Source organism: Streptomyces sp. bgisy027 (assembly GCF_057710365.1).
On sequence record NZ_JBYIVZ010000044.1, the window covers coordinates 65,573 to 80,802 of the forward strand.

A 15,230-nucleotide genomic window follows, 5' to 3' on the forward strand; every position below is an offset into this window, starting at 1 on the left:
GCCATGAGCAGCGAACCGCCTCCCGGTTCCGGGCAGCAGCCCCCGGAAGACGACAGGTTCAGGAAGCAGCCCCCGCCCCCCGGGGGCTCGGGTTCGCCGTACGGTGATCAGCCTCCGTACGGCGGCCAGCCCCCGCCTCCACCGGGTGGCGGCGGCGGTCCCTACGGCGGTGGTCCGTACGGCGGCGGTTACCCCAGCGACCCCCTCGCCGGGATGCCCCCGCTGGCCGACAGCGTCAAACGCACGATCGCCCGCATTCTCGACATGATCCTGGTCGGTGTCGTCGTCTGGCTGCTCACCTGGGGCTTCGGTGTCACCGAACTCGACGTGGACACCGACAAGGTGGAGTACGGCAAGTCCCTGGGGCAGTCCGCGATCGCCGCCGTGCTCTACATCGCCTACGACACTTTCATGACCGTGAGGGACGGGCAGACCCTCGGCAAGCGGCTGTTCAAGATGCGGGTCGCCAACCTCGACAACGGCGCCACGCCGTCCGTGCAGAGCTCGCTGATCCGCGCGGCGGTCCTGTGGATCCCGTTCGCGTTCTGCTGCGCCTGCATCTGGACGGCGATCTGCGGCGGTTGGAGCTATTTCGACCGGCCCTACAAGCAGGGCCTGCACGACAAGGCGGCGAAGACGGTGGTGGTCAGCACCGGCAGCTGAGATGCGTCAGGACTGCGAGAGCGCGGGCTCCTCCGCCTTCTTCTGTTCCGCGCCGGCGGGCTTGCGCACCGCCACCACGCGGGCCCTCTTCGGGATCGGCACCGTCATGGCGACCAGGAGGCCGAGCATGAGCGCCGCCACGGCGATGACCGCGATCCCCACACCCGAACTGGTCTGTGACAGCAGCAGCATGGCGAGCGTGGAGAAGATCACGGTGCACGAGCCGTAGGAGAGCTGTGCGGCAGTCGGACGAGGCATGATCATCGTGTCCTCGGAATCAGGGGTGCACGGGGGTCTCGGCCTGGCTTTACGCCGACGTCCGGGCGTTCCGCCATCCGACTCTAACCGCGTGCATGCCCGAGAGGAACAAACCGTAAGCGTGACCTGACCAACAGTGCCGGTGCACAGGGGGCGCACGGAGTCATGGCGTCCAGCAAGTGGACGGTAGCGCGCGCCCGTTCGTAAAAGATCGTTGTTCGCTAAACGAACAGTGGCTCCGCATAATGCAATTGACCTGTCCAAGTCAAGGTCTGTTTTTTCTGCTTAACCTCTAGTCAAATGTCGTCACTTGACTACACGCGTTGATCACGCGCGCGGATCCTCCATGACCAGGACCCTCCTTCCGCGCGCCCGGCGCGGGGGAGGATCTCAAGTGACCAGTAGACCCTGGACGTTCAGAACGGCGGCGACCGCCGTCGCGCTCGCGACGGCAGCGGCGACCTTCTCGACCTACGCGGTGGCGCAGGCCGACGACGGCGCTCCGGCCTCCGTAGAGCGGCACGATCCGGCGGACAACACCCACGCCGAGCACAACCTCGACGGCCCGATGAGCAAGACTCAGCAGGCCCAGCGCGAGGAAGCCCTGAAGCAGGTCATATCCGGCGAAGCCCAGGTGAAGAAGCGCGACGGCTCGCAGGTCGTCCAGCTGAAGAGCAAGAAGGGCGACAGCAAGTACGTCGAGCTCGGGCGCGAGAAGACCGACAAGATCTTCACGATCCTGGTCGAGTTCGGCGACAAGGTCAGCGAGTTCGGCGGCACCGCCGGCCCGCTGCACAACCAGATAGCCAAGCCCGACCGCAAGAAGGACAACTCCACGGCCTGGAAGGCCGACTACAACCGGAAGCACTTCGAGGACCTGTACTTCGGCACCGGCAAGAAGACCGAGTCGGTCAAGAAGTACTACGAGAAGCAGTCCTCCGGCCGCTACTCGGTCGAGGGCGAGGTCTCCGACTGGGTCAAGGTCCCCTACAACGAGGCCCGTTACGGCAACAACGCCTGCGGCCAGACCAACTGCTCCAGCGTCTGGAACGTCGTCAGCGACGGTCTGAACGCCTGGGTCGCCCAGCAGAAGGCAGCCGGTAGGACCGACGCCGAGATCAAGGCCGACGTCAAGCAGTTCGACCAGTGGGACCGCTACGACTTCGACGGCGACGGCGACTTCAACGAGTCCGACGGCTACATCGACCACTTCCAGGTCGTGCACGCCGGTGAGGACGAGTCCGCGGGCGGCGGCGCGCAGGGCACCGACGCGATCTGGGCCCACCGCTGGTACGCGTTCGGCACCGACGCGGGTGCCACCGGCCCCGCCGGCAACAAGCTGGGCGGCGCGAAGATCGGCGACACCGGCGTCTGGGTCGGCGACTACACGGTCCAGCCGGAGAACGGCGGGCTCGGCGTCTACGCCCACGAGTACGGCCACGACCTCGGTCTGCCGGACCACTACGACACCTCCGGCGGCGAGAACTCCACCGGCTTCTGGACCCTGATGTCCTCCGGTTCCTGGCTGGGCACCGGCAAGAACGAGATCGGTGACCTGCCGGGCGACATGACCGCCTGGGACAAGCTGCAGCTGGGCTGGCTGAAGTACGACACGGCCAAGGCCGCCACGAAGTCGTGGCACAAGCTGGGCGTCGCCGAGTACAACACCAAGCACAAGCAGGCCCTCGTGGTCGAGCTGCCCAAGAAGAAGGTCACCACGGAGATCGTGGAGCCTGCTCAGGGCGCGAACCAGTGGTGGAGCGGCAGCGGCGACAACCTCGCCAACACGCTGACCCGTTCGGTGGACCTCACGGGCAAGTCCTCCGCCTCGCTGACGCTGGACGGCTGGTGGGACATCGAGGCGGGCTACGACTACCTCTACACCGAGGTGTCCACCGACGGCGGCGCCAACTGGACGGCCGTCGACGGCACCGCGGACGGCGCGGCCATCAGCAAGGACGCCAGCGGCAAGCCCGCTCTGGACGGCACTTCGGGTGAGTACAAGAAGCTGGTCTTCCCGCTGGACGCCTACGCCGGCAAGAAGATCGACCTGCGCTTCCGCTACCAGACGGACGGCGGCGTGGCCCAGAAGGGCTTCGCGGCCGACCAGATCACCGTGACCGCCGACGGCTCGGCAGTGTTCTCCGACAACGCCGAGGCCGCCGACGCCGCTTGGAAGACGAAGGGCTTCTCGCGCATCGGCGCGTCCATCACGGACGACTACGCGCAGTACTACATCGCCGAGAACCGTCAGTACGTGTCGTACGACAAGACCCTGAAGACCGGCCCGTACAACTTCGGCTTCTCGAAGAGCCTGCCGGACTGGGTGGAGCACTACGCCTACCAGAACGGCCTGTTGATCTGGAAGTGGGACACCTCCCAGCTGGACAACAACACCAGCCAGCACCCCGGTACCGGCCTGGTCCTGCCGATCGACTCCCACTCGACGGCGATGAAGTGGTCCGACGGCACGCTGATGCGCAACCGCATCCAGTCCTACGACGCGCCGTTCAGCAAGTTCCGCACGGACGGCATGTGGCTGCACAACGCGGACGTCGCGACCAAGATCCCGTCGAGCGCGGGGGTGTCGGTCTTCAACGACCGGACCAACACGTACTACGACGCGCAGACCCCGACCGCCGGTGTCAAGATCACTGACACCAACACCAAGATCAAGATCACCAAGGAGGCCAAGAACGGCTCCACGATCGAGCTCGAGGTCGGCCCTGCGGTGAAGTAATCACCATCTTCGCAGGTCAGAGCATGATCGGCGGCGACCCCTTGGCGGGTTGCCGCCGATCGTGTTTAGGTGCACCCTGTGCTTGCCTTATTGACACCGACTCGCACGGGGGTGTGACCGCATGGCCGCAGGAGGTTTCTGCAAGCTGCCGACCGGCAGCGTGGTGGTGGCTCTGAACCTGCCCAGACCCACCGCCGACGGCACGGGCTGCGTCCGTGTCCTCGTCCACGCCCAGAACCGCGCCCGAGCCCTGACCAGGCTCCGCAATCTGGGCATGCGCGCCGTCTACCTGCGCGGCAATGCCGCCCCACCGACCCCGGACGAGATCACGGCCGTCCTGCACCACCCCGACGGCCTGATATGGCGAACGGCACCTGACAACGGTGTCGCGACGGCCCCGGAACTGATGCAGGAGCTGTGGCACCCGATCAGGGCACTGCTGAGACGCCCCGCGGCAACGCCGTAACGGGTCGAGGGCGGGGGGACCGCAGCACCCCAAGGGGCGCGGGGAACTGCGCGACCGGCCACGACGGCGCGGCAGCCGCAGGATCGGCCGTCTTGCGACCGGCCACGACGGCGCGGCAGCCGCAAGACGGCCGATCGCGGCACCCCCGCGGCGCGACTACGCCACGACAGGCTTCCCCGACAGCTCGACCCCTGCCTCCCGCATCTCCTCCAGCGCCCGCTCCGTGGTCTCCGTGGCGACCCCCGCGGTCAGGTCCAGCAGGACGTGCGTACGGAACCCCTCGTTCGCGGCATCTAGAGCGGTAGCGCGCACGCAGTGGTCCGTGGCGATGCCCACCACGTCCACCTCCGAGACCTCCCGGGCTCGCAGCCAGTCGGCCAGCTTCACGCCGTTCTCGTCGGCCCCCTCGAACCCGCTGTACGCCGCCGCGTACGCCCCCTTGTCGAAGACGGCGTCGATCGCGCCCGAGGCCACCGCGGGGGCGAAGTTCGGGTGGAACCCGACGCCCTCCGTGCCCGCGACGCAGTGCGCCGGCCAGGAGTGCCGGAAGTCGGGGTGGGCGGAGAAGTGACCGCCGGGCGCGATGTGGTGGTCGCGGGTGGCCACGACGTGCTGGTAACCCGACCCCGCCGCCTGCCCGATCAGCTCGGTGACGGCGGCGGCCACGTCGGCACCGCCGGCCACGGCGAGGCTGCCTCCCTCGCAGAAGTCGTTCTGCACGTCTACGACGATCAAGGCGCGGCGCATGGTCGGTGTCCTTCGGTTATGGACCCTTGGGTCGGGCCGCTGGAAATCGGTGCCGGCCCGGCCGGTGAACTTCCGAGCCTAGAGACTTCGGGTGCGGTACGGGAGGGGGCATGGGGTGAGCACGCCGGGCGCGCTCGCTTCACGCCCCCGCCGGGCTCCCCGAGCGCCCGTTGACATACTCCGTCGGAATGACAGGTTCCCCGCGCGAGAGCTGCGTGGCGGACAGCGGCAGGTCGGCCCGAGCGGCCGCATGCCGGTCCCGTACGGCGTCCAGGGGCTCGCGCGCCACCACGGTCCCGCCCTTGACCAGCTCGACCAGCAACTGCCGGTCGGCCAGCTCGGCCGGCACCGCTTCCGTGCCGATGACCTCGGCCTCCGCGACCCCGTGCTCGTCCCGGCGCCGCGCGGCCCACTTGCGGCCGCCGATGGAGGTCTTGCCGCCGGTCGACTTCTTCGCGACCGGCACCAGCGGCGCCCCGGCCCCGGTGGACTCGGCGCGGGCGACCAGCTTGTAGACCATCGAGCAGGTCGGATGCCCCGAGCCGGTCACCAGCTGGGTGCCGACGCCGTACGCGTCCACCGGCGCCGCCGCCAGCGAGGCGATGGCGTACTCGTCCAGGTCCGAGGTCACGATGATCCGGGTGCCGGTCGCGCCCAGCTCGTCCAGCTGCTGCCGGACCCGGTGCGCGACCAGCAGCAGGTCGCCCGAGTCGATGCGGACGGCGCCCAGCTCGGGACCCGCGACCGCCACGGCCGTACGGACCGCCTCGGCGACGTCGTAGGTGTCCACGAGCAGCGTGGTGCCACGGCCCATGGAGTTCACCTGGGCCTGGAAGGCGTCCCGCTCGCGGTCGTGCAGCAGGGTGAAGGCGTGTGCGCTGGTGCCGACCGTGGGGATGCCGTAGCGGAAGCCGGCGGCCAGGTCGGAGGTGGAGGTGAAGCCGCCGACGTAGGCGGCCCGGGAGGCGGCCACGGCGGCCAGCTCGTGGGTGCGGCGGGCGCCCATCTCGATGAGCGGGCGGGCACCGGCCGCCGACGACATGCGGGAGGCCGCCGCGGCGATCGCGGAGTCGTGGTTGAGGATGGAGAGGATCACGGTCTCCAGCAGCACGCACTCGGCGAAGGTGCCCTCCACCCGCATGATCGGCGAGCCGGGGAAGTAGACCTCGCCCTCGGGGTAGCCCCAGACGTCACCGGAGAACCGGTAGTCCGCGAGCCAGGCGAGGGTCTGCTCGTCGACGATCTGCCGCTCGCGAAGGAAGCCGATGACGTCCGCGTCGAAGCGGAAGTTCTCCACGGCGTCCAGGACACGGCCGGTGCCTGCCACGACGCCGTAGCGCCGTCCTTCGGGCAGCCGCCGGGTGAAGACCTCGAACACGCTCCGCCGCTCGGCGGTGCCCGCCTTCAGGGCGGCCTGCAGCATCGTGAGCTCGTACTGGTCGGTGAAGAGCGCCGTCGAGGGTACGCCCACCCGTCGCCCACCACCGCCCTTCTGACGAAGCGCTTCGCGCCCTTCACTTTCTGGCAGCCCAAGGTCCGCTGTGTTCATGGCAACCGATGGTACCCCCATTTCGTCAGTCTGACGATTTTGTGCCGGGCGTTCGCCGGGGATTTGTGCGACCACCCCCCTCCGGTGGCAGCATGGGCACTGTGACGTCACCCGCTCCCGTAGAGATCGAACGTACCGAAGCGGCGGAGGAGACCTTCGCCGTACCCGAGCCGGACGTCCCCTGGGTCACGATCGTGCACAACGACCCGGTCAACCTCATGAGCTACGTGACCTACGTCTTCCAGTCGTACTTCGGCTATCCCAAGGACAAGGCCACCAAGCTCATGCTCGACGTCCACCACAAGGGCCGGGCGGTCGTCTCCAGCGGCACCCGCGAGGAGATGGAACGCGACGTGCAGGCCATGCACGGCTACGGCCTGTGGGCCACCCTTCAGCACGACCGCAAATGACCGCACGCCCGCAGGACCGGAAGTAGCGAATCGTCTCCATGCCAGGAACCTTCGAACCGCTCCCCGGCGGCGGCGCGGCCGTCGCCCTCGACGACGTCGAGATCTCCATCATCCGCTCGCTGGCCGTGCAGCTCCTGGAGCTCATCGGCCCGGGCCCCGCCGAGGACACCCCGGACGACCCGCTCGCCGAGCTGTTCGCCGAGGGTCCGAGCGAACCGCCGGCCGACCCGGTGCTCAAGCGCCTGTTCCCGGACGCCTACAGCGACCCCGAGGGCACCCCGCAGGCCCAGGAGGCCGAGGAGCAGCGGGCGTACTCCGCCGAGTTCCGCCGCTACACGGAGAACGACCTGCGGTCCGGCAAGCGGGACAACGCGCTCGCGGTGGTCCGCTCCCTGGACTCGCTGAGCGCCGCCTCCGCCGGTGAGGGCGGCGCGGTGCTCAAGCTCTCCGTCGAGGAGTCCCAGCAGTGGCTCGGCGCGCTGAACGACCTGCGGCTGGCCATCGGCTCCCGGCTGGAGATCGCCGACGAGGACGACACCGATCTGCTCTACCGGCTCCCGGACGAGGATCCGCGCAAGCCGATGGTGATGGCGTACCTGTGGCTCGGAGGGCTCCAGGAGACACTGGTCGCCACGCTCATGCCGTAGTTCGCGGCCTTCTTGCACCGAAGTGTGACGATTTTGTGTTCGCTCAGCGGACGCTCAAATCCGGATAACGATCACATCACTGCCGCCACCCGCTATGGGGGCGGCAGTGTCTTTTGTCCGCTTCTTGCCGTGTGATGCGCCACATGAAACGCCGCCGATCGCGGCCGGGCGCGTGATAGATCTTCACGACGCCCGGCGAACACCACCCGTATGTTCGGCCGGGTGCGCCACATGGCCGGCGGATCGTCGGCCAGGCACAGCTCCAGCAGTCCGGGGGGATCGAGACCCGATCCGGGGCCGACGAAGGCCCGGGTCGGCATGGAGAAAGGCGCACCACACATGACCTCTGCGAAGGTCACCGACGACAGGGCCACGGGCACCCCGGAAGAGGGGTACGAGCGGGGTCTCGGCAGCCGTCAGGTCCAGATGATCGCGATCGGCGGCGCCATCGGCGTCGGCCTCTTCATGGGTGCCGGAGCGAACATCGCGAAGGCCGGCCCCAGCATCGTCCTCATGTACGCCCTCGCGGGCGTCGTCATCTTCTTCATCATGCGGGCCCTGGGCGAGCTGCTCCTCTACCGGCCCGTCTCCGGCTCCTTCGCCGAGTACGCCCGCGAATTCCTCGGCCCCTTCTTCGGCTTCGCCACGGGCTGGACGTACTGGCTCATGTGGGTGGTCACCGGCATGGCCGAGCTCACGGCCGCCGCGATCTACATCCACTTCTGGTTCCCCGAGATCCCGCAATGGGTCAGCGCCCTGGTGTTCCTCGTGGTGCTCTTCGGTGTGAACCTGATCTCCGTCAAGATCTTCGGCGAGGTCGAGTTCTGGTTCTCGATGATCAAGGTCACGGCCATCATCGGCATGATCGTCATCGGCCTCGGCGTGCTCACCCTCGGCTTCTCCGACGCCGGTGACACCGCCACCGTCGCCAACCTCTGGTCGCACGACGGCTTCTTCCCGAACGGCATCGGCTCCAGCCTGATGACGCTCCAGGGCGTCATGTTCGCCTACCTCGCCGTCGAGCTCGTCGGCGTGACCGCGGGCGAGTCCGAGAACCCCGAGAAGACCCTGCCCAAGGCCATCAACACGCTGCCCTGGCGCATCATCGTCTTCTACGTCGGCGCGCTGCTGGTGATCCTCTCCGTCGTGAAGTGGACCGAGTTCTCCGCCGGCGAGAGCCCGTTCGTCCACGCCTTCGGCAAGATCGGCATCCCGCTCGCCGCGGGCATCGTCAACTTCGTGGTGCTCACCGCGGCCCTTTCCTCCTGCAACTCGGGCATGTACTCGACCGGCCGCATGCTGCGCGACCTGGCCGCCAACAGCGAGGCGCCGCAGGCGTTCGGCAAGCTCAACTCCCGCAGGACGCCCGCCGTCGGCATCACGGTCTCCGTGGCGCTCATGGGCATCGGCGTCGTCCTGAACTACGTCGTCCCGGAGAAGGCGTTCCTCTACGTCACCTCCGTCGCCACCGCGGCCGGCATCTGGACCTGGATGATGATCCTCGTCAGCCACATCCGCTACCGCGCGGCGGTCGACGCGGGCCGGCTGCGCGCCTCGTCCTTCCCGGCTCCCGGCGGTGCGCTCTTCAGCTGGGTCGCGCTCCTCTTCCTCATCGCCGTAACCTTCATGATCGCGTACGACAAGGACGCGCGGGTCTGCCTGTACGTGGCGGCCGGCTGGGCCGTCGCCCTGGGCGTCGGCTGGGCGGTCCTCAAGGGCCGCAACCCGCAGCTCGGCGATGGCGGCGGGGAGCCGGAGCCGGAGAAGGCGGGCCAGGCGCTTCGCTGACAAGGCCGCGTCAAGGGCGGTCGGTCGGCTGCGGGTCCGTCGTGGCTGGTCGCACAGTTCCCCGCGCCCCTTTGGGTGGGCTGTCGAACCGCCCGTCCAGGACGTCCGGCATATGGGCCGCCCCGTACCACTCTTCGGTACGGGGCGGCCCTCTGTCTATCCTGACGAACATGCTGACCATCACGCAGGCCCTCGTCGACCAGATCGTCGCCCACGCCCGCAAGGACCACCCCGACGAGGCGTGCGGCGTCGTCGCGGGCCCGGCCGGTTCGGACCGGCCCGAGCGCTTCATCCCGATGCTGAACGCGGCCATGTCGCCCACGTTCTACGAGTTCGACTCCGGCGACCTGCTCAAGCTCTACCGCGAGATGGACGACCGCGACGAGGAACCGGTGGTCATCTACCACTCCCACACCGCCACCGAGGCCTACCCCTCGCGCACCGACATCTCCTACGCCAACGAGCCCGGCGCGCACTACGTCCTGGTCTCCACCGCCGACACCGACGGCCTCGGCGACTACCAGTTCCGCTCCTTCCGCATCGTCGACGCAGAGGTGACGGAGGAGGAGGTCAAGGTCGTCGAGGCGTACTGAGAAGGCGTACCGGGACGGGCTGAACAGCGCGGTCTCATTCCCCGGCCCGAAAGCGTCCGCGATGTGGGATCACATTCCAGGACCCGGACCGGGAATCGATACGATGACCCCATGGTTCTCCACGACGTGAGCGAGAAGACGCCGGGCACGCTGCTCGTGGCGCGGCTGCACGTCGACCTGTGCAGGCTCGCCAGCGCCATCTGTTGACGCGACACCTGCCGCCGTACGGCCGTGAGCCGCGGCGCCGCACACCCGCACCACCCTGCCGAACCTGCGCTGCCGCGCGCCCCCGATCGACTACTCCCGACAGGAGCCCTGAGCCATGGCCATCGAGGTCCGCATCCCCACCATCCTCCGCACCTACACCGACGGTCAGAAGGCTGTGGAGGGCACCGGGGACACCCTCGCCGAGCTCTTCACCGACCTCGAGACCCGGCACACGGGCATCCAGGCCCGCATCGTGGACAACGGCGAGCTGCGCCGCTTCGTCAACGTCTACCTGAACGACGAGGACGTCCGCTTCCTCGAGGGCATCGACACCAAGCTCGCCGACGGCGACAACGTCACGATCCTGCCGGCCGTGGCAGGAGGTTCCGCCGCGGCGAAGCCGCGTCCGGCCGGGGTGGCGGCCGGGCGGCGGGCGGGAACGGCCTGATCCGCATGCGCTACGACTCCCCGCTCGCCGCGGTGGGCAACACCCCTCTGGTGCGCCTGCCGCGGTTGTCGCCGTCCGACGACGTCCGCATCTGGGCCAAGCTGGAGGACCGTAACCCCACCGGCTCGGTCAAGGACCGCCCCGCCCTGCACATGATCGAGCAGGCGGAGAAGGACGGCCGCCTCACCCCGGGCTGCACGATCCTGGAGCCGACCAGCGGCAACACCGGCATCTCGCTCGCGATGGCGGCGAAGCTCAAGGGCTACCGCATGGTCTGCGTGATGCCGGAGAACACCTCGCAGGAACGCCGGGACCTGCTCGGCATGTGGGGCGCGGAGATCATCTCGTCCCCGGCCGCGGGCGGCTCCAACACCGCCGTACGGGTCGCGAAGGAACTGTCGGCCGAGCACCCCGACTGGGTGATGCTCTACCAGTACGGCAACCCCGAGAACGCGGGCGCCCACTACGCCACGACCGGCCCGGAGATCCTCGCCGACCTCCCCTCCGTCACCCACTTCGTCGCCGGCCTCGGCACCACCGGCACCCTGATGGGCGTCGGCCGCTATCTGCGCGAGCAGAAGCCCGACGTGAAGATCGTCGCCGCCGAACCGCGCTACGACGACCTGGTCTACGGCCTGCGCAACCTCGACGAGGGCTTCGTCCCCGAGCTGTACGACGCCTCCGTCCTGACCACCCGTTTCTCGGTGGGCTCGGCAGACGCGGTCACCCGCACCCGTGAACTCCTCCAGCAGGAGGGCATCTTCGCGGGCGTCTCCACCGGCGCCGCCCTGCACGCGGCGATCGGCGTCGGCAACAAGGCGCTGAAGGCGGGGGAGAGCGCCGACATCGTGTTCATCGTCGCCGACGGCGGCTGGAAGTACCTCTCGACGGGCGTCTACACGGCGGCCACGACCGAGGAAGCGATCGAGACCCTCCAGGGCCAGCTCTGGGCCTGAGCGGCGCCCCGCGCACTGCCCGGCGGAGTTCTCACGTGGCGAGGTGACGGACCTGGTCCCACACGACCGGGTCCATCACCCCCACTCGCCGCCGGAACTCCCACACCGGTACGTGCCGCAGCTCGCCGGTCTCCAGGAAACTCGCCCTGCCACGGGTGTCGCCGACCGTGCCCGGAGGCAGCGGGATCACTCCGTACCGTTCGGCGCGGTACTTGCTGGTGATCTTCGCGACGGTCACCTGCTGCCCGTGCACCGCCAGCACCAGACACGGCCGGTCCTTCGCCCGCCCGTCTCCCGCCCCCGCCCTGCCCGGGGCTCCCCCAGCGCCGAAAGCCTGGGGGGACCCCCGTCGCGCCGCCCCTTCCGACTCCGGCCCGTCCTCGAAGGGCACCCTCGCCCACCAGATCTCGGCGGGCGCCGGACGCGCCGGCTTCCGTCCCGCGGGCCGCCCGGGCGGCCGCGTCCTGCCGTTCCGGGGCCTGCTGCCGCGCCCCCATCCGTCCACGAGCGTGGCGACCAAGGCGAGCAGTACCACCGCCGCGAGCGCGAGCCACCAGGACGTGTCCATGAGGAGAAGGTACCGGCGCGCCCCCACCCGCGCGCGCCTTCTTCCGGGCCTTCTTTGCTCTTCGCCACGACAGTGTGCGAGTGCTTCGCACGCACCTGCCGTTACGCGCGTCCCATATCCAGCCGAACGCGTGACACCACAGGTGAGTTCGCCCACAACAGACCTTTGCGGAGGAGCGACCAGAGGTTTTGCGCCTTACGCTCGACAAACCGCACGACCCCCGAAGCCCCAGTTCCCGATCTTCTGGATTTCCCGCCAGCGGAGGTTTCTGTTTCATGAAGCTCACCGTCGTCGGCTGCTCGGGGTCGTTCCCGTCCGCGGAATCGGCCTGCTCGAGCTACCTCGTCGAGGCCGACGGCTTCCGGCTGCTTCTCGACATGGGCAACGGTGCCCTTGGTGAGCTGCAGCGCCACTGCGGTCTCTACGACCTCGACGCGATCTTCCTCAGTCATCTGCACGCCGACCACTGCATCGACATGTGCGCGTACTTCGTCGCGCGCTACTACCGGCACGACGGCGGACGCTGCGACCCGATCCCGGTCTACGGACCCGAGGGCACCGAGCAGCGCCTGACCACCGCCTACGCCGACACCCCCACCGCCTCCTCCATGAGCGAGGTCTTCGACTTCCACACGGTCAAGCCCTCCACCTTCGAGATCGGCCCCTTCACGGTGCACACCGAACGCGTGGCCCACCCGGTGGAGGCGTACGGCATCCGCATCGAGCACGGTGGAAAGACGCTGACCTACTCGGGGGACACGGGCATCAGCACCGCCCTGGACGAACTCGCCCGCGACGCTGATCTGTTCCTGTGCGAGGCCGCCTTCACGCACGGCAAGGAGAACATCCCCGACCTGCACCTCAACGGTCGTGAGGCAGGTCAGTCGGCGGCCCGCGCGGGCGCCCGCCGCCTGGTCCTCACCCACATCCCGCCGTGGACCGACCCCCAGGTCAATCTGGCCGACGCGCGCGAGGTCTACGACGGTCCGGTGGAACTCGCGGTGCCGAGGCGGACGTACGAGATCTAGTCCTGCGACACAGCCCGTACGGGGTTCAGGCCCGTATGCGCGACGAAGGCCCCGGAACCTTCCCGGTTCCGGGGCCTTCGTCATGCCGTACGGCTCAGCCTCACGCCTTGGTGATGTCCTCCAGTTCCTCCTCGGGCTCGCGGCCCGGGGTGGGGAGGTTCCACTTCGTGATGGCGAAGCGGAAGACGGAGTAGTAGATCGCGGCGAAGACGAGGCCGATCGGGATGATGAGCCATGGCTTCGTCGCCAGGTTCCAGTTGAGCGCGTAGTCGATGAAGCCCGCGGAGAAGGTGAAGCCCGCGTGGACGCCGAGGGCCCAGGTGATCGCCATCGACAGGGCGGTGAGGACCGCGTGGATCACGTACAGCGCCGGGGCGATGAACAGGAACGCGAACTCGATGGGCTCGGTGACGCCGGTGACGAAGGAGGTCAGGGCGAGCGAGATCATCATGCCCATCACGGCCTTGCGGCGCTCGGGGCGGGCGCAGTGCGCGATGGCGATGGCGGCGGCCGGCAGGCCGAACATCATGATCGGGAAGAAGCCCGACATGAACTGACCGGCGGTCGGGTCACCGGCGAAGAAGCGGTTCAGGTCGCCGTGCACGATCTCACCGGCGGCGTCCTTGAAGTCGCCGAGCTGGAACCAGGAGACGGTGTTGACGAACTGGTGCATGCCGACCGGGATCAGCGCGCGGTTGATCAGACCGAACAGACCCGCGCCGACGGCGCCGAGGCCGGTCATCCACTCGCCGAAGTCGGAGATGACCTCACCGATCGGCTCCCACACCAGGCCGAAGAACACGCCCATGAGGGTGCCGACGAAGGCCATGATGATCGGGACGAGACGGCGGCCGTTGAAGAAGCCGAGCCAGTCCACCAGCTTGGTGCGGTGGTAGCGCTGCCACAGCACGGCGGCCAGCAGGCCCATGACGATGCCGCCGAGGACACCAGGGTTGTTGTAGGTCGCGGCTATGTCCTCGCCGGCCTGGATCTTCGCCTCGGTGACCGGGAACGCCTTCAGCACGTTGCTGTAGACCAGGAAACCGACGAGCGCGGCGAGCGCGGTCGAGCCGTCCGCCTTCTTGGCGAAGCCGATCGCCACACCGATGCAGAACAGCATCGGCAGGTTGTCGAAGATCGCGCCACCGGCGGTGGCGAACACGGCCGCGACCTTGTCCCAGCCGAGCCCGTCCTTGCCGAACACGTCGGCCTGGCCGAAGCGCAGCAGGAGACCTGCGGCCGGGAGCACGGCGATCGGCAGCTGAAGGCTGCGGCCGACCTTCTGAAGGCCCTGCAGAAGGCCGGATCCCCACTTCTTCGTGGGGGCCGCCGTTGGCGAGGTGGCGGTGCTCATAGACTTCCTCCATCGGGTGGTGGTCTACACCACTCAGTGGTGTAGACCTGTTGTAGCACGATGAAGGTGAGATAAGGAACCCGCGATTCCCAAGGGTTTTCTGGACCGTTATCAAGCCCTTTTTCAGACCTTTGTCACGTCCTCGACCTGGTCCTCGGGTTCCCGGCCCGGCGTCTTGAGATCGAACTTCGTGATCGCGAAGCGGAAGATCACGTAGTAGGCGGCTGCGAAACACAGGCCGATCGGGATCATCGCCCACGGTTTCGTCGCCAGGTTCCAGTTGATGATGTAGTCGATCAGGCCGGCCGAGAAGCTGAAGCCGTCGTGGACGCCCAGGGCCCAGGTGACCGCCATCGACGCACCCGTCAGCAGCGCGTGGAACACGTACAGCATCGGGGCCACGAACAGGAACGAGTACTCGATCGGTTCCGTGATGCCGGTGACGAAGGACGTCAGGGCCACCGACGTCATCAGACCGCCGACCTCCTTGCGGCGGCTCGGCCTCGCGCAGTGCGTCATGGCCAGGGCGGCCGCCGGCAGCGCGAACATCATGATCGGGAAGAAGCCCGAGGTGAACTGACCGGCGTCCGGGTCGCCCGCCAGGAACATGTTGATGTCGCCGTGCACCACCGTGCCGTCCGGCTTGGTGAAGGTGCCGAACTGGAACCAGATGGGCACGTTGAGGAACTGGTGCAGCCCCACGACCAGCAACGCCCGGTTCGCCACGCCGAACACACCCGCGCCCCAGGCGTCCAGCCCGTCCATCCAGTCGCTGAAGCTCTCCAGCGCGTCACCGATCGGCGGCCAC

General features: G+C 68.4%; 17 protein-coding genes. 11 read left to right on the plus strand and 6 right to left on the minus strand.

The window, feature by feature from the left end:
• Window positions 1–3: 3 nt before the first annotated feature.
• Window positions 4–663, plus strand: coding sequence for an RDD family protein (locus AC3ETA_RS35185; RefSeq protein ID WP_432196948.1), 660 nt, complete (start codon window positions 4–6; stop codon window positions 661–663).
• Between the two features lie 6 nt (window positions 664–669).
• Here AC3ETA_RS35185 and AC3ETA_RS35190 read toward each other — a convergent pair whose 3' ends face one another.
• Window positions 670–921, minus strand: coding sequence for a hypothetical protein (locus tag AC3ETA_RS35190; protein WP_432196949.1), 252 nt, complete (start codon window positions 919–921; stop codon window positions 670–672).
• A gap of 394 nt (window positions 922–1,315) precedes the next feature.
• On the opposite strand from AC3ETA_RS35190, the gene AC3ETA_RS35195 reads away from it, so the two are divergent.
• Window positions 1,316–3,661 (plus strand): immune inhibitor A domain-containing protein, encoded by a 2,346-nt coding sequence (locus AC3ETA_RS35195; RefSeq protein ID WP_432196950.1) that lies wholly within the window; start codon window positions 1,316–1,318, stop codon window positions 3,659–3,661.
• 121 nt (window positions 3,662–3,782) lie between these two features.
• On the plus strand, window positions 3,783–4,127 hold the full coding sequence (locus AC3ETA_RS35200; protein ID WP_346185698.1) for a hypothetical protein: 345 nt from the start codon (window positions 3,783–3,785) through the stop codon (window positions 4,125–4,127).
• A gap of 156 nt (window positions 4,128–4,283) precedes the next feature.
• Here the strand turns inward: AC3ETA_RS35200 and AC3ETA_RS35205 are convergent, their stop codons facing one another.
• Window positions 4,284–4,874 (minus strand): isochorismatase family protein, encoded by a 591-nt coding sequence (locus AC3ETA_RS35205; protein ID WP_432196951.1) that lies wholly within the window; start codon window positions 4,872–4,874, stop codon window positions 4,284–4,286.
• A gap of 139 nt (window positions 4,875–5,013) precedes the next feature.
• Window positions 5,014–6,423, minus strand: coding sequence for a nicotinate phosphoribosyltransferase (locus AC3ETA_RS35210; RefSeq protein ID WP_432196952.1), 1,410 nt, complete (start codon window positions 6,421–6,423; stop codon window positions 5,014–5,016).
• A gap of 92 nt (window positions 6,424–6,515) precedes the next feature.
• Between AC3ETA_RS35210 and clpS the strand changes: the two genes are divergently transcribed.
• The 7 genes from clpS to AC3ETA_RS35245 all read left to right on the plus strand — a co-directional run bounded on the left by clpS (window position 6,516) and on the right by AC3ETA_RS35245 (window position 11,472).
• Window positions 6,516–6,833 carry an ATP-dependent Clp protease adapter ClpS gene (gene clpS, locus AC3ETA_RS35215; protein ID WP_030945914.1) on the plus strand — a complete coding sequence of 106 codons (318 nt, stop codon included), beginning with the start codon at window positions 6,516–6,518 and terminating at the stop codon, window positions 6,831–6,833.
• Between the two features lie 38 nt (window positions 6,834–6,871).
• Entirely contained in the window at window positions 6,872–7,480 is a 609-nt protein-coding gene (locus tag AC3ETA_RS35220; RefSeq protein WP_432196953.1) for a DUF2017 domain-containing protein, read from the plus strand.
• A gap of 339 nt (window positions 7,481–7,819) precedes the next feature.
• The gene (locus AC3ETA_RS35225; protein ID WP_432196954.1) at window positions 7,820–9,268 is read left to right on the plus strand and encodes an amino acid permease; all 1,449 of its coding nucleotides are present in this window, start codon (window positions 7,820–7,822) and stop codon (window positions 9,266–9,268) included.
• A 170-nt stretch (window positions 9,269–9,438) separates the two neighbouring features.
• On the plus strand, window positions 9,439–9,861 hold the full coding sequence (locus AC3ETA_RS35230; protein WP_432196955.1) for a M67 family metallopeptidase: 423 nt from the start codon (window positions 9,439–9,441) through the stop codon (window positions 9,859–9,861).
• A gap of 111 nt (window positions 9,862–9,972) precedes the next feature.
• Window positions 9,973–10,068, plus strand: coding sequence for a putative leader peptide (locus tag AC3ETA_RS35235; RefSeq protein ID WP_330354505.1), 96 nt, complete (start codon window positions 9,973–9,975; stop codon window positions 10,066–10,068).
• A 115-nt stretch (window positions 10,069–10,183) separates the two neighbouring features.
• Window positions 10,184–10,516: a MoaD/ThiS family protein gene (locus tag AC3ETA_RS35240; protein ID WP_432196956.1), complete on the plus strand. Its 333-nt coding sequence runs from the start codon at window positions 10,184–10,186 to the stop codon at window positions 10,514–10,516.
• 5 nt (window positions 10,517–10,521) lie between these two features.
• Window positions 10,522–11,472 (plus strand): PLP-dependent cysteine synthase family protein, encoded by a 951-nt coding sequence (locus AC3ETA_RS35245; protein ID WP_432196957.1) that lies wholly within the window; start codon window positions 10,522–10,524, stop codon window positions 11,470–11,472.
• Window positions 11,473–11,503: 31 nt separating this feature from the next.
• Here AC3ETA_RS35245 and AC3ETA_RS35250 read toward each other — a convergent pair whose 3' ends face one another.
• On the minus strand, window positions 11,504–12,040 hold the full coding sequence (locus AC3ETA_RS35250) for a type II toxin-antitoxin system PemK/MazF family toxin (protein WP_432196958.1): 537 nt from the start codon (window positions 12,038–12,040) through the stop codon (window positions 11,504–11,506).
• 275 nt (window positions 12,041–12,315) lie between these two features.
• Here AC3ETA_RS35250 and AC3ETA_RS35255 point away from each other — a divergent pair, with 275 nt between their 5' ends.
• Entirely contained in the window at window positions 12,316–13,068 is a 753-nt protein-coding gene (locus AC3ETA_RS35255; protein ID WP_393519308.1) for an MBL fold metallo-hydrolase, read from the plus strand.
• Window positions 13,069–13,168: 100 nt separating this feature from the next.
• On the opposite strand, the gene AC3ETA_RS35260 is transcribed toward AC3ETA_RS35255, so the two are convergent.
• Complete coding sequence (locus AC3ETA_RS35260; protein ID WP_432196959.1) at window positions 13,169–14,422, minus strand: PTS transporter subunit EIIC; 1,254 nt, start codon at window positions 14,420–14,422, stop codon at window positions 13,169–13,171.
• A 123-nt stretch (window positions 14,423–14,545) separates the two neighbouring features.
• On the minus strand, window positions 14,546–15,230 hold a 685-nt coding region (locus AC3ETA_RS35265; protein WP_432196960.1), incomplete at its 5' end, for a PTS transporter subunit EIIC.